This is a genomic window from Bradyrhizobium sp. USDA3516 (genome assembly GCF_057651995.1).
In genome coordinates this window covers 479,597-496,438 of the sequence record NZ_JBYGYN010000001.1, presented here as the reverse complement: position 1 = coordinate 496,438, position 16,842 = coordinate 479,597, and the positions used below count along the sequence as shown (strand labels likewise).

Annotated in this window: 16 protein-coding genes and 1 pseudogene; 10 read left to right on the top strand and 7 right to left on the bottom strand. The window is 63.4% G+C overall.

The features are described 5' to 3' along the window. Positions 1 to 66: 66 nt before the first annotated feature. The 6 genes from AC24YW_RS02620 (at position 67) to AC24YW_RS02595 (ending at position 5,832) form a co-directional block, all read left to right on the top strand. The gene (locus tag AC24YW_RS02620) at positions 67 to 306 is read left to right on the top strand and encodes a hypothetical protein (protein ID WP_128916226.1); all 240 of its coding nucleotides are present in this window, start codon (positions 67 to 69) and stop codon (positions 304 to 306) included. Positions 307 to 509: 203 nt separating this feature from the next. Beyond that, on the top strand, positions 510 to 2,906 hold the full coding sequence (locus AC24YW_RS02615) for a TonB-dependent receptor (protein ID WP_487481844.1): 2,397 nt from the start codon (positions 510 to 512) through the stop codon (positions 2,904 to 2,906). A gap of 2 nt (positions 2,907 to 2,908) precedes the next feature. Next, positions 2,909 to 3,598 (top strand): Fe2+-dependent dioxygenase, encoded by a 690-nt coding sequence (locus tag AC24YW_RS02610; RefSeq protein ID WP_487481231.1) that lies wholly within the window; start codon positions 2,909 to 2,911, stop codon positions 3,596 to 3,598. Beyond that, positions 3,595 to 4,536 carry a tonB-system energizer ExbB gene (gene exbB, locus AC24YW_RS02605; RefSeq protein WP_487481230.1) on the top strand — a complete coding sequence of 314 codons (942 nt, stop codon included), beginning with the start codon at positions 3,595 to 3,597 and terminating at the stop codon, positions 4,534 to 4,536. The genes AC24YW_RS02610 and exbB overlap by 4 nt, the downstream gene beginning before the upstream one ends. A gap of 3 nt (positions 4,537 to 4,539) precedes the next feature. Continuing rightward, the gene (exbD, locus tag AC24YW_RS02600) at positions 4,540 to 4,998 is read left to right on the top strand and encodes a TonB system transport protein ExbD (protein ID WP_487481229.1); all 459 of its coding nucleotides are present in this window, start codon (positions 4,540 to 4,542) and stop codon (positions 4,996 to 4,998) included. A 12-nt stretch (positions 4,999 to 5,010) separates the two neighbouring features. Then, the gene (locus AC24YW_RS02595; protein ID WP_487481228.1) at positions 5,011 to 5,832 is read left to right on the top strand and encodes an energy transducer TonB; all 822 of its coding nucleotides are present in this window, start codon (positions 5,011 to 5,013) and stop codon (positions 5,830 to 5,832) included. On the opposite strand, the gene AC24YW_RS02590 is transcribed toward AC24YW_RS02595, so the two are convergent. The 7 genes and pseudogenes from AC24YW_RS02590 to gntR form a co-directional block, all read right to left on the bottom strand. Then, entirely contained in the window at positions 5,820 to 6,242 is a 423-nt protein-coding gene (locus tag AC24YW_RS02590; RefSeq protein WP_487481843.1) for a hypothetical protein, read from the bottom strand. The two genes, AC24YW_RS02595 and AC24YW_RS02590, sit on opposite strands and share 13 nt — an antisense overlap. A 63-nt stretch (positions 6,243 to 6,305) precedes the next feature. After that, positions 6,306 to 6,985, bottom strand: a pseudogene (locus tag AC24YW_RS02585) (site-2 protease family protein). A gap of 147 nt (positions 6,986 to 7,132) precedes the next feature. After that, positions 7,133 to 7,525 (bottom strand): GFA family protein, encoded by a 393-nt coding sequence (locus AC24YW_RS02580; protein ID WP_487481227.1) that lies wholly within the window; start codon positions 7,523 to 7,525, stop codon positions 7,133 to 7,135. Between the two features lie 7 nt (positions 7,526 to 7,532). Beyond that, positions 7,533 to 8,279, bottom strand: coding sequence for an SDR family NAD(P)-dependent oxidoreductase (locus tag AC24YW_RS02575; protein ID WP_487481226.1), 747 nt, complete (start codon positions 8,277 to 8,279; stop codon positions 7,533 to 7,535). Positions 8,280 to 8,297: 18 nt separating this feature from the next. Continuing rightward, positions 8,298 to 9,029 (bottom strand): SDR family oxidoreductase, encoded by a 732-nt coding sequence (locus AC24YW_RS02570; RefSeq protein ID WP_487481225.1) that lies wholly within the window; start codon positions 9,027 to 9,029, stop codon positions 8,298 to 8,300. A gap of 130 nt (positions 9,030 to 9,159) precedes the next feature. Beyond that, positions 9,160 to 10,989 carry an IlvD/Edd family dehydratase gene (locus AC24YW_RS02565; RefSeq protein ID WP_487481224.1) on the bottom strand — a complete coding sequence of 610 codons (1,830 nt, stop codon included), beginning with the start codon at positions 10,987 to 10,989 and terminating at the stop codon, positions 9,160 to 9,162. Between the two features lie 123 nt (positions 10,990 to 11,112). Beyond that, positions 11,113 to 12,213, bottom strand: a complete 1,101-nt coding sequence (gene gntR, locus AC24YW_RS02560; RefSeq protein ID WP_487481223.1) for an HTH-type transcriptional regulator GntR — start codon at positions 12,211 to 12,213, stop codon at positions 11,113 to 11,115. 201 nt (positions 12,214 to 12,414) lie between these two features. Between gntR and AC24YW_RS02555 the strand changes: the two genes are divergently transcribed. From AC24YW_RS02555 to AC24YW_RS02540, 4 genes are all read left to right on the top strand, one after another. Next, a complete protein-coding gene (locus tag AC24YW_RS02555) occupies positions 12,415 to 13,482 on the top strand; it encodes an ABC transporter ATP-binding protein (protein ID WP_487481222.1) in 1,068 nt (355 codons plus the stop codon). 69 nt (positions 13,483 to 13,551) lie between these two features. Next, positions 13,552 to 14,871: an ABC transporter substrate-binding protein gene (locus AC24YW_RS02550; protein WP_487481221.1), complete on the top strand. Its 1,320-nt coding sequence runs from the start codon at positions 13,552 to 13,554 to the stop codon at positions 14,869 to 14,871. Positions 14,872 to 14,972: 101 nt separating this feature from the next. Further along, positions 14,973 to 15,890: a carbohydrate ABC transporter permease gene (locus AC24YW_RS02545; protein WP_430516851.1), complete on the top strand. Its 918-nt coding sequence runs from the start codon at positions 14,973 to 14,975 to the stop codon at positions 15,888 to 15,890. Further along, positions 15,883 to 16,806: a carbohydrate ABC transporter permease gene (locus AC24YW_RS02540; RefSeq protein ID WP_487481220.1), complete on the top strand. Its 924-nt coding sequence runs from the start codon at positions 15,883 to 15,885 to the stop codon at positions 16,804 to 16,806. Before AC24YW_RS02545 ends, AC24YW_RS02540 begins: the two co-directional genes overlap by 8 nt. Positions 16,807 to 16,842: the final 36 nt, after the last annotated feature.

The window sequence follows — 16,842 nt, the reverse complement described above, 5'->3', positions numbered from 1 at the left end:
CGTGCCGTTTCGGTTGTCAGGGATTTGCGCATCGTCCATATCGGCGCCGCATCAACGGAGCGAAGCATGGACGAGCTGAACGGCAAGCTGATCGCGTGCCAGATTCTGATCACGGGATTGATCGCGCGTGTCGCCAACGAGCAGCGCGATCCCTTGCGCTTCCTCACCGACTTTCGCGATGAGATCAAAGCCGTCGTCAGCGGCGTCAACATTGCCGGCATGGACTCAACCGATCGCGTGCGCGCCGTTGCGCAGAAGACCGTCGACGAATTGTTCTCGCTGATGAAGCCGCCGAGCAGCGACTGAGAGCGATGCGCGATCGCGTTGTTTAGAACGAGTCCAGTCTCGTCTTAGAACGATTTCAAACTACAGTTTAGAATCGTTTTGATCTGGACCAATTCAAGGGTTCTCGCGAACGGCTCGCATTGACCCGCTATTTTGCGGCCGATACCAACAGCCCATCGCTCGTTCGAAGTAAATGAGCGAACAGGAAGATGGGGCGTTTGGTAATGGGGCAGGTGGTCGCACCGAAGTCGTTGCGTTCGGTCGTAGCGTTCAATCCGATGGATGAGAGATCCGCGGGCGTTTCCGGCAAACAGGTTTCAGCGGTCGCGAGCTTGATCGCGGCGGCGTCAGTGTCGAGCGGCGCGCAGGCGCAGCAGTCGAACCTGCCGCCGGTGACGGTCGATGCTCCTGTCGAGCGTCCGCGCCCGACGGCCTCGAAGCCGTCGCCCGAGCAGGTCCGCGCCCGCAACGCGCTTCGCCGCGCCGCGCAGCGCCAGCAGGTGCAGCAGACGGCTCCCGCCGCGCCGTCCGGCGCTCCCGACGGCAATCCCTATGCCGATCCGGCGGCGCCCTACAAGGTTGATCACGTCCAGGCCTCGGGCAAGTTTCCCGAGAAGATGCTGAACACGCCGAAGAGCATTACCGTGCTCAGCAAAGAGGTGCTCGAGGACAAGAACGCCACGACGCTGAAGGAGATCGGACGCTCGACCGCAGGCGTGACGCTCGGCACGGGCGAGGGCGGCAACGCGTTCGGCGATCGTTTCTTCATCCGCGGCTTCGACGCGCGCAACGACGTCTTCATCGACGGCATCCGCGATCCCGCCGTTTCCATCCGCGAGAACTTCTTCACCGAGCAGATCGAGATTCTGCGCGGACCGGCATCCTCCTATGCCGGCCGCGGCACCGCAGGCGGCGCCATCAACATCGTCACCAAGCAGGCCGGCGACGTCAACTTCAAGCGGATCGACAGCGAGTTTGGCACTGACATGACCAAGCGCGTCACGCTCGACGTCAACCAGGTGATCGATCCGACCTTCTCGGTGCGCGTCGGCGGGCTGTTCCAGGACGCCAACGTCGCCGGGCGCGACTACGTGACCGACAATCGCTGGGGCAGCTTCATCTCGACCAAGTACACCCCGACCAACGACATCAAGATCACGACGAACTACGTTCATACCGACCTCAGCGGCTATCCCGATTTCGGCGTGCCCTATTACAAGCAAGGCAACGTGCCGGTGACGTCGGCGGGCATTCCGCGTGGCAACTGGTACGGCTTCCTCAACCGCGACTTCCAGACCGCGCGGCAGGATTTCGGCACCGGCACCATCGAGTACAAGGTCAACGAGGCGATCACGCTGACCAGCAAGGTGCGCGGCGAGCACTCGCTGCTCAACTACATCGGCACGCTGCCGCAGAACCCGAACACGACCAGCCCCAACCCGCTGCTCTGGACCACGACGGCGAGCGCGCAGAGCCGATACCAGAACGTCGACGTATGGGCCAACCAGAACGAGGCCACGTTCAAGCTCGACACCGGCGGGGTCAAGCACACGGCGGTGTTCGGCGTCGAATATTCGAACGAGAACATCTCGATCGATCGCTATGCCGGCCTCGCGTCCGAACTGGCCGGTTCCGCTTTCACCAGCGCCGGCGCGGTGACGGGCGTCAATCTCTACTCCCCGCAATACACCAACATTCCCTTCGGCATTCCGTCACTCGTCGGAAATCCGACCCGCTACGGCGTCAACACCAGCAGCGTGTACGTCATGGACACCGCGAACTGGCAGGACACGATCATCGTGAACGGCGGCGTCCGCTATGACGGCTATAGCCAAAGCGCATCCAACAATACGAACTACGTGAAGCAGAATTCCGATCTCGTGAACTACAACGTCGGTGTGGTCTACAAGCCGATGTCGATCGGCAGCGTCTATGCAGCCTACGCGACCTCGGCCAATCCGTTCGGGTCGGAGCTGGATGCGACCGGCACCGACTACGGCGGCGTTCCCCCCAACTCGACCATCCTGCTCGGGCCCGAGCGCAACAAGGCGATCGAACTCGGCACCAAATGGGAGCTTGCGGATCGCCATCTGCTGGTGACCGGCGCTCTGTTTCAGACCACGAAGGACAACGCACGCGAAACCGTCAACAACGTGCTCACATCGGGTGCAGCCTACAGGATCCAAGGCATCGACATCGAAGCGGAAGGCAAGATCACCGACCGCTGGAGCATCTTCGGCGGCCTGGTGCTGATGCAGTCGAAGGTGACGCAGAGCGGCGTTGCTTCCAATATCGGGCTGCAACTCGCCAACGTTGCCCACCAGTCGTTCAGCATGCTCACCAAGTACAAGTTCGATGGCGGTTGGGAGCTTGGTGGCCAGGCGGTGTATCGCTCCAAGGTCTATGGCGGTACCTTCGCGGCCAACACCAACGAGTTGCCGAGCTACTGGCGTTTCGATGCGTTCGTCGAAAAAAAGATCGACCAGAACTGGACCATGAAGTTCTACGCGCAGAACCTGACCAACAAGCTCTATTACGACTCGTTCTATCGCAGCAACGTGCCGTTCGTTGCGGTCGCGCCGGGACGAGCGTTCTACGTCGTGACGACAGCGAAGTTCTGATCATGTTGACGTGCTTGCCTGGCGTTCTCAGCAAGGATGATGTGGCGGATTTCCGCCGCATCATGGACGCCAGCGAATGGGAGGACGGCCGCTCCACCGCCGGTGCGCAATCGGCGATGGTCAAGCGCAACGAACAGCTGCCACCAGACAGCGAGGTCGCGCGCAAACTCGGCAACCGCATCATCTCGGCGCTGACGTCCAACCCGCGCTTCGTCGCGGCGGCGATCCCGCTGCAGATCTTCCCGCCGCTGTTCAACCGCTATGCGGCCGACAGCGGCCACCATTTCGGCCTGCACGTCGACAATGCGATCCGCGGCGACCGCCTGACCGGCCTTCGCATCCGCACCGACCTTTCGGTCACGCTGTTCCTCGCCGAGCCGGAGGATTATGACGGTGGCGAACTTGTGATCGAGGACACCTACGGCTCCCATGAAGTCAAGTTGCCAGCCGGGGACTGCGTGCTCTATCCCTCGACCAGCCTCCATCTCGTCACGCCGGTGACCAGGGGAACGCGGGTTGCGTCTTTCTTCTGGCTTCAGAGCATGATACGGGACGATCAAGCCCGGAGCATGATCTTTGACCTCGACACCGCGATACAGGCGCTGGTGGAACGGCTCGGGCGTGACGATCCCGAAACGGTCAAATTGACGGGTATCTATCACAACCTCATTCGCTACTGGGCCGAAGTATGAAGACCATGTCCTTCCAAGCAAGCCTTGCCGCAGCCTTGATGCTGGCGGCCGCCTGGCTCGCGTCTCCCGTTTCTGCCCAGACACCAAGCCCGTCGGCGCCGGCCCAATCGACGGCTCAGCCGTCCCCGGCCGGAACAGTGCCTGCGGCCACCACGCCGGCGGCGCCTGCGGCCTCGACGGCTGCCGCCGCTCCCGTGGCCGCCAATGCCGCGAGTGCGAAGCCCGAGGCGGCGGCGATCGCCCCGGCCATGAAGGAATTGTCGCCCTGGGTGATGTTCATGTCGGCGGACGTCATTGTGAAGGCGGTGATGATCGGGCTCGCCTTCGCCTCGCTGGTGACCTGGACCGTCTTCATCGCCAAGTCGATCGAGCTGTCGGTCGCCTCCGCCAAGCTGCGTTCGGCGTTGAAGAAGATTGCGGAGGCGCGCTCGCTCGCCGAAGCTCAGATGGCGCTCGGCACCAAGGAGGGCATCCTGCCGTCGTTCCTTGCGGCGGCGTTGCGCGAAGCGCGGATGTCGGCTGGCCTGTCCAGCGATGCCGGCATCAAGGAGCGCGCGGCGTCGAGCTTTTCCGAGATCGTGCGCGCGGAGCAGCGGCGCATCCGGATCGGCATGGGCGTGCTCGCGACCATCGGCTCGACCTCGCCCTTCGTCGGCCTGTTCGGCACGGTCTGGGGCATCATGAACAGCTTCATCGGCATCTCGAAGTCGCAGACCACGAACCTTGCCGTGGTCGCGCCCGGCATCGCCGAGGCGCTGCTCGCCACCGCGATCGGTCTCGTCGCCGCCATTCCCGCCGTCATCATCTACAACCACTTCTCGCGCGTGACGAAGGGCTATCTCGAGCTCGTCAGCCGCGCCTCGGGCGCGGCGGGACGGCTGCTGTCGCGCGATCTCGACCGCAGCCACGGCAGCGTGCATTCGCGCGCGGCGGAGTGAGCCATGGGTGTTTCGCTTGCAGACAATGACGGCGAAGACGACGATTTCGGCGAGACGCATGACATCAACGTCACGCCGTTCATCGACGTCATCCTGGTACTGCTGATCATCTTCATGGTCGCCGCGCCGCTGTCCACCGTCGATCTGCCGATCGATCTGCCGACGTCGAGTGCGACGCCGCAGAAGAAGCCGGACAAGCCGACCTATCTCAGCATCAAGCCCGATCTGACGCTCGCGATCGGGGAGAACCCCGTTCACCGGGCCGAGTTGATCGGAACCCTCGACGGCCTTTCCGACATGAGCAAGGACAAGTATGTTTTCCTGCGCGCCGATCGCTCGGTGCCCTATGGCGAATTGATGGGCGTGATGGAGCTCTTGCGCTCCGGCGGCTATACGCGGGTGAAGCTGGTCGCGCTGGAAGGCGCACCGGGGGCGTCTGCGCCCGGCGCTGCCCAGCCTTAAGAAGACGGAACGATGGCGGACGAACCGAGACCATCCCGGAAGCTCTGGATCCTGGCGGCGGTGGCCGCGCTCGCGCTCCATCTCGGTGGTGCCGCGCTCGCGCTGGCGCATTTGCGCGGCGATGACGACGGCGATGGTCTCGGCGCGGCGGGAGCCGAGTTCGCGGTCGAGATGGCTTCGCCCAAGGTGCCCGATACCGATCTGCCGCCTGGACCCGACAGCGAAGCGATGCAGGAGCAGCAGGCGCTTCCCGAGCAGAAGGCCGAAGCCAAGGAGACGGAGCTTCCGAAGGACCAGGCGCAGGAGGTCGAGGATCCTGACCGCGTCGTGACCGAGAACAATACGAAGAAGCCAACCGAAGACGATCCGAAGATTCAGGCTGTCGAAACGCCCGCGGCCGAGGCATCGCCACAGTCGGTTGCAAGTGCGCGGCAGACGCTCGACGAGGATGCGCGCGAGGCCGAAAAAGCCCTGGCCCCGGTACTGGGGCTCGGCAAGGACATCCTGAAGATCACGCTGGACTGGAACAAGAAAATCAGCGCGCGTATCAAGCAGCATCAGGTCAATCCGGAAGGCAGAGAGAACGCCAATCAGAAGGTCACGGTGAGTTTCGCGCTCAACCGAAAGGGAAATGTGGTCTCGGTTGACGTGATCGCGTCGTCCGGCGACGCCGCCTACGATGCAGCTGCGATCTCGATGGTTCGCAAGGCGGATCCTTTCGAGCCGCCTCCGGTCCAACTGACCGAGGAGCGATTCGAGCGCACCCTGGAGATCAACTTCGCCCCTGAGAAATCGAAGAAGACCGCCAACAAGAAGTCGGCTCAGCGCCAGTAGAGCCGGATCCCCACATAGACCACCACCAGGCAGACGAAGATCAGCGCCACGGGGAGGGGGCGTTTCTGGGCTCCGCTGGCCGCGCCTGTCCCGAAGAAGGCAGCGCTTTTCGGCTTCGGCGCCGGGCGGCGGAAGGCGGTAACATTATCCGCTGCAGGTTCGGCCCGGCGGGGACGGACATCGGGCGGCGCTCCAGCGCCACCCATTTCGATGTAATAGGCCTTGTAGATCGCACCGATGGTGACCTCGGTCGCCTCGCCCTCGCTCATCTGCGCCAGCAGGTTCCTGTAGCTGCTGAGGAACTCCTGGGCCTCCGGAGGCAGCGCGGAGGCCCCGTTGAGCTTGGCCATCATCTTCCAGGTGGCGAAATCGGCGCGGGCGCGGGTGTCGGCGCGTCGCGCGATCAGCATGTCGGCAGCTTTGACCAAGTCGGCCTCTGGCCTTTCGGCTCGTGTTCGGGTGTCCCGGTTCAACTACGCATTGCCGGTCAGGAAGAGAACAGCCTGAATCACATAACCGGTCAACGTCCGCAGTATTGCTGAAATAACATCAAGATTTAGACCGAACTGCGAGCCCGCCAGCGGCAGCAGGATCAAGAGCCCGATCAGGATCAACATACCGAACGGCTCGAGCCGGGCCAGCGGCAAGGCGAGGGCCAGCGGCAGCAGCCCGACCGCAACGCGGCCGCCGTCCAGCGGCGGGATCGGCATCATGTTGAAGACGGCCAGGATGGCGTTGATGATGAGCGCATTCTTGAGATTGTCGGCAACCCACTTCGCCGAGCTTGCGGGCACCAGGGGCAGGGCGTGGAAGGCGGCGGCCGCGGCCAGCGCCAGCAGGATGTTTGTGACGGGCCCGGCGAGCGCCACCCAGACCATGTCGACCTGGGGTTGTTGAGCTTGCGGAAGTTCACCGGCACCGGCTTGGCATAGCCGAACAGGAACGGCGAATGCGCGAACAGCAGCATCGCCGGCAGGATCAGGGTGCCGAACGGGTCGATATGCCTGATGGGATTGAAGCTGACCCGGCCGAGCTGCGAGGCCGTGTTGTCCCCGAGCCGGTCCGCGACGAAAGCGTGCGCAGCCTCGTGGAAGGTGATGGCGAGCACCAGAGGCAGCACCCACACCGAAAGGTCATAGAAGGAAATATTCACGGCTCGTTGATCCCGGTTTGGCGGCGGTCTTGCAGCCGTCCCGGTCGACCGGCGGTGCAGCGCTCGAGCTGAAAGATAGGGTGGCCGGTTACGGAATGCCACGCCGCCGAGATCAGCCCGGTCGATGCCGGCGTGCAGTCGTACGCTTCAGGCCGGAATCGTCTCCGGATATTGCACCAGGCCGTCGTCGAGCTTCACCCAGGCGAGCTTCTCGCTCACCCAGATGTGCTCGGTCGGGACGAAGGCATTGCGGTCGTCGAAGGTGGCAAGCGCCACGCCGGCGAGCGTACCGTTGCGCCGCCAGGCGAACAGCCGAGTGCCACACCGTTTGCAGAACACACGATCGATGTTCTCGGAGGAGGCATAGCGTGCAGTCTCGCCCTCGACGCTGAGCGCGCGCTGGTCGAACTGCGCGCGTGCGAAGTAGGGCGAGCCCATCGCCTTCTGGCAGATGCGGCAATGGCAGATGCGGACGTTGAGCGGCTCGCCCTCTGCCTTGAACCGCACAGCGCCGCACAAGCATCCACCTTCCCGGATCATGATGTCCTCAATAGGTCGCGCGCCCGCCCGAGATGTCGAACACCGCACCGGTCGAGAAGGCGCAATCCTCGGATGCGAGCCAGGCCACCATCGCGGCGAGCTCCTCGACCAGCACGAAGCGCGCCTTCGGGATTTTCGACAGCATGAAGTCGATATGCTGCTGCGTCATCTGGTCGAAGATCGCGGTCTTGGCCGCGGCCGGCGTCACCGCGTTGACGAGGATGTCGTGGGCGGCGAGCTCCTTGCCGAGCGATTTCGTCAGCGCGATCAGGCCGGCCTTAGAGGCCGAATAATGCGCGGCGTTCGGATTGCCTTCCTTGCCGGCGATCGAGGCGATGTTCACGATCCGCCCGTATTTCTGCTTGAGCATTTCGGGCACGATCGCCTTGCTGACGATGAAGGGACCGTCGAGGTTGATGCGCAGCACCTTGCGCCATTCATCCAGGTCGGTCTCCCAGACCGGCTTGTTGACGCCGGCGATGCCGGCATTGTTGACGAGAATGTCGATCTTGCCGAAGGCCTTGAGCGTTGCATCGCGCGCCTGCTCGACGGCCGCCGTGTCGGTGACGTCGACCTTGAAGACTTTCGTTTCGCCGCCGATCTCCTTTGCGGTCTTCTCGGCCAAGGCTGAGTCAAAGTCCCAGATCGCGACCTTGGCACCGGAGGCGACGAAGCGCTCGGTGATGGCACGGCCAAAGCCTTGCGCGCCGCCGGTGACGATGGCAATGCGGCCGTTGAGATCGATCTTGTTCATGCCGGAGGCCTTCTTGCGTCAGAGCATGTAGCCGCCGTCGACGACGAGATCGACGCCGGTGGTGAAGGCGCTCTCGTCGCTGCCGAGATAGACCGCCATCGCCGCGATCTCCTCGGCGGTGCCGAGCCGGCCCATCTTCTGGCGGGAGATGAACATCTCCTTGCCCTGCGGGCCCTGGGCTGCGGCGCGGTCGAGCATCGAGGGCGTCTCGACGGTGCCGGGACAGATCGAGTTGCAGCGGATGCCCTTGGTGATGAAATCGAGCGCGACGGCGCGCGACAGCAGCGACACCGCCGCCTTCGACGAGCTGTAGACGTAGCGGTTCGCCGGTGGCCGCAGCGCGGCGCAGGACGAGATGTTGACGATGCTGCCGCCGCCGCCCGCGATCATGTCGGGCAGGAAGGCCTTGATGGTCCGGTGCATCGACTTGACGTTGAGGTCGAACGAGAAATCGAAATCCTCTTCCGAGCACTCCAGGATGGTGCCGTGGTGTACGAAGCCGGCGGCGTTGAGCAGGATGTCGATCTTGCCGACGCGTTTTGCAAACGCGTTGACGTCGGCGGTGTTGCGGACGTCGAGCTTGGCAACCTCGGCGATGCCTTCTTTGGTCAGGCCCGCGATGCCGGCCTCGTTGATGTCGGTGGCGATGACGGTTGCGCCTTCACGCGCGAATGCGATCGCGCAAGCGCGCCCGATGCCTGCCGCGGCAGCCGTGACGACGGCGCGCTTTCCCTTGAGGCGGTCTGCCATTTTGTTCTCCTTTGTATTCATTCAAATGTCCCCAAGTCATTGCGAGGAGCCCTTGCGACGAAGCAATCCAGGGTCTCTCCGCGGAGGCGGACTGGATTGCTTCGCTTCGCTCGCAATGACGGTGTGGCTGCTAGTGATTGTCCCGCGCCACGCCGAACGTGCCGGCGACGTTCTGGTACCTTGTGGCGAGCTCCATGCAGGCGCCGGTCGATTGCTGGCCGACGGTGTTGCGGTAGATCTCCTGCCACGGCGTCTGGTTCGGCGGATGCTTGAAACCGCCACTGGCCTTGAGCTCGGCGTGGCGCTTCTTCAGCTCCTCGTCCGAGATCAGGATGTTGGCGCTGCCCTTGTTGAGGTCGATGCGGACCTTGTCGCCGGACTTGAGGACGGCAAGACCGCCATTGGCGGCAGCTTCCGGCGAAGCGTTGAGGATCGAGGGCGAGCCAGAAGTGCCGGACTGACGGCCGTCGCCGATGCAGGGCAGGGACAGGATGCCGCGTTTGATCAGCGCTGCCGGCGGCTGCATGTTCACGACCTCGGCGCCACCGGGGTAGCCGATCGGGCCGGTGCCGCGGATGAACAGCACGCAGCGCTCGTCGATGTCGAGCGAGGGATCGTCGATCCGCTCGTGATAATCCTCCGGGCCCTCGAACACGATGGCGCGGCCCTCGAAGGCGTTGAGGTCCTTCGGGTTGCTGAGATAGCGGTCGCGGAATTCCTTGGAGATCACGGAGGTCTTCATGATCGCGGAATCGAACAGATTGCCCTTCAGCACCAGGAAGCCGGCGTCCTTCACCAGCGGCTTGTCGTAAGCCCAGATCACGTCGTTGTCGGGTGCGGGCGCGTTCTTGCAGTTCTCGCCGATGCCGCGGCCGTTGACCGTGATCGCATCCTCATGGATGCGCTTGTGCTTCATCAGCTCGCGCACCACGGCGGGCACGCCGCCGGCGCGGTGAAATTCCTCGCCGAGATAGAAGCCGGCCGGCTGCATGTTGACCAGAAGCGGGACGTCGTGGCCGAACTTCTGCCAGTCCTCGATCGTGAGCTCGACCCCGATGTGGCGGGCGAGCGCGTTGATGTGGATCGGCGCGTTGGTCGAGCCGCCGATCGCCGAATTGATCACGATGCAGTTCTCGAACGCCTTGCGGGTCAGGATGTCCGAGGGCTTCAGGTCCTCCCAGACCATCTCGACGATGCGTTTTCCGGTCTCGTAGGCGATCTGGCCGCGCTCGCGATAGGGGGCCGGGATCGCCGCGCAGCCCGGCAGCGAGAAGCCGAGCGCTTCGGCAAGTCCGTTCATGGTCGAGGCCGTGCCCATGGTGTTGCAATGGCCGACCGAGGGCGCCGAGGACGCCACGATCTCCATGAACTCTTCATAGTCGATCTCGCCCGCGGCGAGGCGCTCGCGCGATTTCCAGACGATGGTACCGGAGCCGGTGCGCTCGCCATTGTGCCAGCCGTTCAGCATCGGGCCGCCCGACAGCACGATCGCAGGCAGATTCACCGTCGCTGCCGCCATCATGCAGGCCGGCGTGGTCTTGTCGCAGCCGGTGGTGAGCACAACGCCATCGAGCGGATAGCCGTAGAGAATCTCGACGAGGCCGAGATAAGCGAGGTTACGGTCGAGCGCCGCGGTCGGGCGCTTGCCGGTCTCCTGAATGGGATGGGTCGGGAACTCCATCGCGATGCCGCCGGCCTCGCGGATGCCCTCGCGGACGCGGTGCGCGAGCTCGAGATGATGGCGGTTGCAGGGGGACAGATCGTTGCCGGTCTGGGCGATGCCGATGATCGGCTTGCCGGATTGCAGCTCGGCGCGGGTAAGGCCGTAATTCAGGTAACGCTCCATGTAGAGCGCGGTCATGCCCGGGTTGTGCGGATTGTTGAACCATTCCTGCGAGCGAAGATGGCGGCGGGTCCCGTTGCTGCCGGCGGCGTGCCCGTTGGTTGGTTTCTTTGTCATTGGTTTCTCCTGCAATGCAAACGCGACTACCGTCCGTCTCATGGTGTCGGCATGTGCGGTGCCCAACGGCGCGCGCGATGATCTGCCTTCCCGCTGGCGGGTCGTTTCCTCACGATTCCGATACTAGTCGTGGCTGCTTGGTAACGCTACCATTATGTTCGCCGCAGCCGCGCCCGATCCGGCTGGCCTGCTGTCCGAACGTCGTGCCGACGAGCTTTGCCGCTCGATGATCTTGAAGCCGAGATCGAGCACCGGCTGCTCCGGGCGCCGGCCCTCGATCGCGTTGATCAGCATGGTGGCGGCCGTCTTGCCCATCTCGTAGCGATTGGTGCGGACGCTGGTCAGGGTGGGGACGGCGGAGGCCATGAATTCAAGGTCGTTGAAGCCGACGATCGCGATCTGCCCGGGCACTGCAATCTCCCGGCGCCGGCATTCGAACAGCACACCGAGCGCGAGATCGTCATTGGCGCAGAACACCGCATCGATGTCGGGCTCGCTCGCCAGCAGATCGGTGAACAGGGCGCCGCCGAGCGTCACCGAGGTCGGCGTCGCCGTCGTGACCACCAGGCGCTGGTCGAACGATCCGGCGTCCTTCATGGCCGAGACATATCCGTCGAGCCGCCGCTGCACCCTGGGATCCATCCGCGCGCCGACGAAGCCGACCTTGCGGTGACCTTGCTCGAACAGGTGCGCGATCGCCGCACGGGCTGCATCATAGTGTGAAAAGCCGATCATCATGTCGACCGGGTCCGGGCCGATCTCCATGATCTGCACGATCGGGCAGTCCGCCGCCAGAAGCATCGCGCGGGATTCCGCGGTCTGGTCGATGCCGGTGACGATCAGCCCGGCCGGCTTCTGCGCCAGAAACAGACGCAGCAACTTCTCTTCCTGGAGAATGCTGTAGCGCGTATTGGACAACTGGATCGAGTAGCGGCTGCCTTCGGAGGCGTCATAGATGCCGCGCAGCACGTCCGAGAACACATTGTTGGTGAGCGATGGGATCAGGACACCGATCACCTCGGTGCGTTGCGAGGCGAGGGCGCGTGCGGCAAGGTTGGGTACATAGCCGAGCTCCTTGGCGGCGCTCTCGACCCGCGTCCGCTTGGCAACCGACAGGGCCTCCGGATTGCGGAAGAACCGCGACGCGGTAATCGGGCTTACGCCGGCGAGCTCGGCCACTTCGGCCAGCCGGATCTTGCCTGACTTGGTGCGCTTTCGACCCATTTGCTGCTCTTAACACAGTCAGTCCCGCAAACAAAGGAACGTTGACAGCGCTACCAGCAACGACTAACCAAAGACAAATTGCCAAAACCGCACAAACTACCGACAATGTCGCCCGCTAAGCTCGGGCTTCGTTCGGTGAAGTCCGAAAAACAAGACGGTCGCAGCGCGAGAGGCGCCGTGGACTTTCGAGGAGGGAGCTAGATGTCGTCTGTGCAAATCCGCGACGTGCGGAAATCGTTCGGCAATTTTGAAGTCCTGCACGGCGTCACGATTCCGATCGAGGACGGTCAGTTCGTCGTCCTGGTCGGCCCCTCCGGCTGCGGCAAGTCGACGCTTCTGCGCATGCTCGCCGGTCTTGAGAACATCACCTCCGGCACGATCTCGATCGGCGACCGTGTCGTCAACAATGTCCAGCCAAAGGAGCGGGACATTGCGATGGTATTCCAGAACTACGCGCTCTATCCGCACATGACGGTCGCCGACAACATGGGCTTCTCGCTCAAGCTGCGGAACGCCAGTGCCGATGAGATCAACAAGCGCGTCAAGCGCGCCGCCGAGATCCTCGCGCTGTCGCCGCTGCTCGACCGCTATCCGCGCCAGCTCTCCGGTGGCCAGCGCCAGCGCGTCGCCATGGGCCGCGCCATCGTGCGCGATCCGCAGGTCTTCCTGTTCGACGAGCCGTTGTCGAACCTCGACGCCAAGCTGCGCGTCGCCATGCGCACCGAAATCAAGGAGCTGCACCAGCGGCTGAAGACGACCACCGTCTACGTCACCCACGACCAAATCGAGGCCATGACCATGGCCGACAAGATCGTCGTCATGCATGACGGCATCGTCGAGCAGATGGGCACCCCGCTCGAGCTCTACGACAAGCCCGACAACCAGTTCGTCGCCGGCTTCATCGGCTCGCCTGCCATGAACTTCCTGAAAGGCCATGTGCGCGTCAACGGCGTTGCGACCTTCGAAGGGCCGAACGGCGTCAAGCTGCCGCTCAAGACCGCACCGGCCGGCTCCGACGGCCGTCCTGCCGTCTACGGCGTGCGGCCGGAACACTTCACCATCGCCGATGACGGCGCCGAGGCCGAGATCATCGTGGTCGAGCCGACCGGCTCGGAGACGCAGGTGTTCGCCAAGGTCGGCGGCGAGCAGGTCGTCGCGGTCTTCCGCGAGCGTCACCAGTTCAATCCCGGCGACAAGGTGCGGCTGAAGCCTGATCCGGCGCTGGTCCATCTGTTCGACGATGCGACGGGCAAGCGCATGAACGCCTAGCGCATCCGACGACAAGGCATAAGGCGACAAGTTATAAGACGACAAAAAGCATCACACAGGGAGGACAACATGCAAGACTTTACCCGCCGGTCTCTGCTCCAAGGCGGCACCGCGTTGGCTGCGACCGGCATGCTGACGGGGCCGGCACTGTTCGACTTCGCCAAGGCCTGGGCGCAGAGCGCGCCGTGGAAGGCCGAGCCCGGCGCCAAGCTGACGGTGATGCGCTGGAAGCGCTTCGTGCCGGCGGAGGACGATGCATTCAACGCGATGGTGGCGGCGTTCAAGGCCGCGACCGGCACCGAGATGAACACGTTCAGCGAGTCCTTCGAGGACGTGCAGCCGAAGGCCTCGGTTGCGGCCAACACCGGCTCCGGCCTCGATCTCGCCTGGGGTCTGCACACGCTGCCGCAGCTGTTCCCGACCAAAGTGCTGAAGATGAACGACGTTGCCGATTATCTCGGCAACAAATACGGCGGCTGGACCGATGCGGCTGCCAAGACCTGCAAGCTCGGCAACGACTGGCTCGGCATTCCCGTCGCCACCAACGGCGGTTACATGACCTACCGCAAGTCGGCGCTCGACAAGGCCGGCTTCAAGGAATTCCCGAAGGACTTCCCCGGCTTCCTCGAGATGTGCAAGGCGCTCAAGGCCAACAACACGCCGGCCGGCTTCGCGCTCGGTCACGCCTCGGGCGACGGCAATTCCTGGCTGCACTGGGTGCTGTGGGGCCACGGCGCCTACACCGTCGACCAAAACGACAAGATCGTCATCAATTCGCCGGAGACGGCGAAGGCGCTGGAATATTGCAAGGCGCTGTACGACAACTTCATTCCCGGCACGGCGTCCTGGAACGATTCCTCCAACAACAAGGCGTACCTCGCCGGCGAGCTCTATTGCACGGCGAACGGCATCTCGATCTACGTCGCCGCCAAGACCGATGCCAGCAAGAAGGAGCTGACCGAGGACACCTATCACGCGCTCTGGCCGGTCGGTCCTGTCGGCAAGCCGACCGAGCTGCAGCTGGCGCTGCCGATCCTCGCCTTCAACTTCACCAAATATCCGAACGCGGCGAAGGCCTTCGTCGCCTTCATGCTGGAGAAGGAGAACTACGAGAAGTGGCTGGCCGGCGCGCAGGGCTATCTGACGCAGACCCTGAACGCCTATGAATCGGCGCCGATCTGGACGGCCGATCCCAAGAACGCCGTGTTCTCGCAGGCCTCCAAGCGTACGCTGCCGGCGTCCGGCATCGGCACCGTCGGCGAGAAGGCGGCAACCGCGATCGCCGACTTCATCGTCGTCGACATGTTCGCCAATTACTGTACCGGCACCAAGGATGTGAAGGGCGCGATGGCGGAAGCCGAGCGCCAGCTGAAGCGCATCTATCGCTGAACAGTCACGGGGCGGGCGGCCCTTGGGCCGCCCGCTCGTCAACATTTCGATCAGGGATATCGGGCATGGCTGATGTCGCAATTCCCCGGGCCAAGCCTCAGATGACCGAGGCTGGCGCCTGGGCCCAGCTCAAACACAATCGCAACTGGCTCGGCTTCTGGTTCATGGTGCCGGCCATGGTGTTCCTGATCTTCTTCCTGGCCTATCCGCTTGGGCTCGGCATCTGGCTGTCCTTCACGGACACACGCATCGGCAGGGTCGGACACTTCATCGCCTTCGAGAACTACGAGTGGCTGTGGGACGATTCCATCTTCTGGCTGTCGGTGTTCAACACGCTGCTCTACACCTTCGTCGCCAGCGCCTTCAAATTCGGCATCGGCCTCTACCTTGCGCTGCTGCTCAACGAGCACATGCCGTTCAAGGCGATGCTGCGCGCGATGGTGCTCATCCCCTTCATCGTTCCGACGGTGCTCTCCGCGCTCGCCTTCTGGTGGATCTTCGACTCGCAATTCTCGATCATCTCCTGGTCGCTGAAGCAGCTCGGCCTGATTAACCAGAACATCAACTTCCTCGGCGACACGACCTGGGCACGCATTTGCGTGATCTTCGCCAACATCTGGCGCGGCGTGCCCTTCGTGGCGATCACGCTGCTCGCAGGGCTGCAGACCGTCTCGCCCTCGCTCTATGAAGCGGCGACGCTCGACGGCGCCACGCGCTGGCAGAATTTCCGCTACATCACCTATCCGCTGCTGACGCCGATCATTGCCGTCGTGATGACCTTCTCGGTGCTGTTCACCTTCACGGACTTCCAGCTGATCTGGGCGATGACGCGGGGCGGCCCGGTCAATGCCACTCATCTGATGGCGACCCTGTCCTATCAGCGCGCGATCATCGCCGGGCAGCTCGGCGAGGGCGCCGCGATCTCCAGTGCCATGATCCCGTTCTTGCTTGCCGCGATCATGGTGTCCTGGTTCGGCCTGCAGCGTCGCAAGTGGCAGCAGGGAGAGAGCAATGACTGATCTTCCTGCCGCCAAAGTCGATCTCAAGAGCGTGCTGTCGGCGTCGGCGCGCGTCGATAACAGCGAGGGCATGAGCTATCTGCAGTCGGTGCCGCGCAGGCTGGTGACGCTGTATCTGCCGCTCACGATCATCGTCGTCGTCCTGCTGTTCCCGTTCTACTGGATGGCGCTGACCTCGGTGAAGCCCGACGAGCAGCTGCTCGACCTCGACAAGTACAATCCGTTCTGGACCTGGAATCCGACCTTCAAGCACTTCCACAAGCTGCTGTTCGAGAGCTACTATCCCTACTGGCTCTGGAATACGATGTATGTGGCGATCTGCGCCACGGTGCTCTCCATCGTCGCCTCGGTGTTCGCTGCCTACGCCATCGTGCGCTTGCGTTACAAGGGCGCCAATCTCGTCGGCGGCCTGATCTTCCTCGCCTATCTGGTGCCGCCGTCGATCCTGTTCATTCCGCTCGCCACGGTCGTGTATCAGTACGGCCTGTTCGATTCGCCGCTGGCGCTGATCCTGACCTACCCGACCATCCTGATCCCGTTCTCGACCTGGCTGTTGATGGGCTATTTCAAGACCATCCCCTTCGAGCTCGAGGAATGCGCGCTGATCGACGGGGCGAGCCGCTGGCAGATCCTGGTCAAGATCGTCGTGCCGCTGGCAATTCCCGGCCTGATCTCGGCCTTCATCTTCTGCTTCACGCTGTGCTGGAACGAGTTCATCTACGCCCTGACGTTCCTGCAGTCGACCAGCAACAAGACGGTGCCGGTCGCGATCGTCAACGAGTTCGTGGACGGCGACATCTACCGCTGGGGCTCGCTGATGGCGGGCGCGCTGGCCGGCTCGCTGCCGCTCGTGATCCTTTACGCCTTCTTTGTGGAGCATTATGTGTCGGCGATGACCGGCGCCGTGAAGGAATGATCGCGGGGCTTGCCGAGGGCGCGTCAATGGGCTTCA

Bases quoted from the DNA above. Each gene is read 5' to 3' on its own strand.
- AC24YW_RS02620 (WP_128916226.1), top strand. From the start codon at position 67: ATGGACGAGCTGAACGGCAAGCTGATCGCGTGCCAGATTCTGATCACG.
- AC24YW_RS02550 (WP_487481221.1), top strand. From the start codon at position 13,552: ATGCAAGACTTTACCCGCCGGTCTCTGCTCCAAGGCGGCACCGCGTTG.
- AC24YW_RS02595 (WP_487481228.1), top strand. From the start codon at position 5,011: ATGGCGGACGAACCGAGACCATCCCGGAAGCTCTGGATCCTGGCGGCG.
- AC24YW_RS02580 (WP_487481227.1), bottom strand. From the start codon at position 7,525: ATGATCCGGGAAGGTGGATGCTTGTGCGGCGCTGTGCGGTTCAAGGCA.
- AC24YW_RS02565 (WP_487481224.1), bottom strand. From the start codon at position 10,989: ATGACAAAGAAACCAACCAACGGGCACGCCGCCGGCAGCAACGGGACC.
- AC24YW_RS02545 (WP_430516851.1), top strand. From the start codon at position 14,973: ATGACCGAGGCTGGCGCCTGGGCCCAGCTCAAACACAATCGCAACTGG.
- AC24YW_RS02540 (WP_487481220.1), top strand. From the start codon at position 15,883: ATGACTGATCTTCCTGCCGCCAAAGTCGATCTCAAGAGCGTGCTGTCG.
- AC24YW_RS02575 (WP_487481226.1), bottom strand. From the start codon at position 8,279: ATGAACAAGATCGATCTCAACGGCCGCATTGCCATCGTCACCGGCGGC.
- gntR (WP_487481223.1), bottom strand. From the start codon at position 12,213: ATGGGTCGAAAGCGCACCAAGTCAGGCAAGATCCGGCTGGCCGAAGTG.
- AC24YW_RS02610 (WP_487481231.1), top strand. From the start codon at position 2,909: ATGTTGACGTGCTTGCCTGGCGTTCTCAGCAAGGATGATGTGGCGGAT.
- exbD (WP_487481229.1), top strand. From the start codon at position 4,540: ATGGGTGTTTCGCTTGCAGACAATGACGGCGAAGACGACGATTTCGGC.
- AC24YW_RS02615 (WP_487481844.1), top strand. From the start codon at position 510: ATGGGGCAGGTGGTCGCACCGAAGTCGTTGCGTTCGGTCGTAGCGTTC.
- AC24YW_RS02570 (WP_487481225.1), bottom strand. From the start codon at position 9,029: ATGGCAGACCGCCTCAAGGGAAAGCGCGCCGTCGTCACGGCTGCCGCG.
- AC24YW_RS02590 (WP_487481843.1), bottom strand. From the start codon at position 6,242: ATGCTGATCGCGCGACGCGCCGACACCCGCGCCCGCGCCGATTTCGCC.
- exbB (WP_487481230.1), top strand. From the start codon at position 3,595: ATGAAGACCATGTCCTTCCAAGCAAGCCTTGCCGCAGCCTTGATGCTG.
- AC24YW_RS02555 (WP_487481222.1), top strand. From the start codon at position 12,415: ATGTCGTCTGTGCAAATCCGCGACGTGCGGAAATCGTTCGGCAATTTT.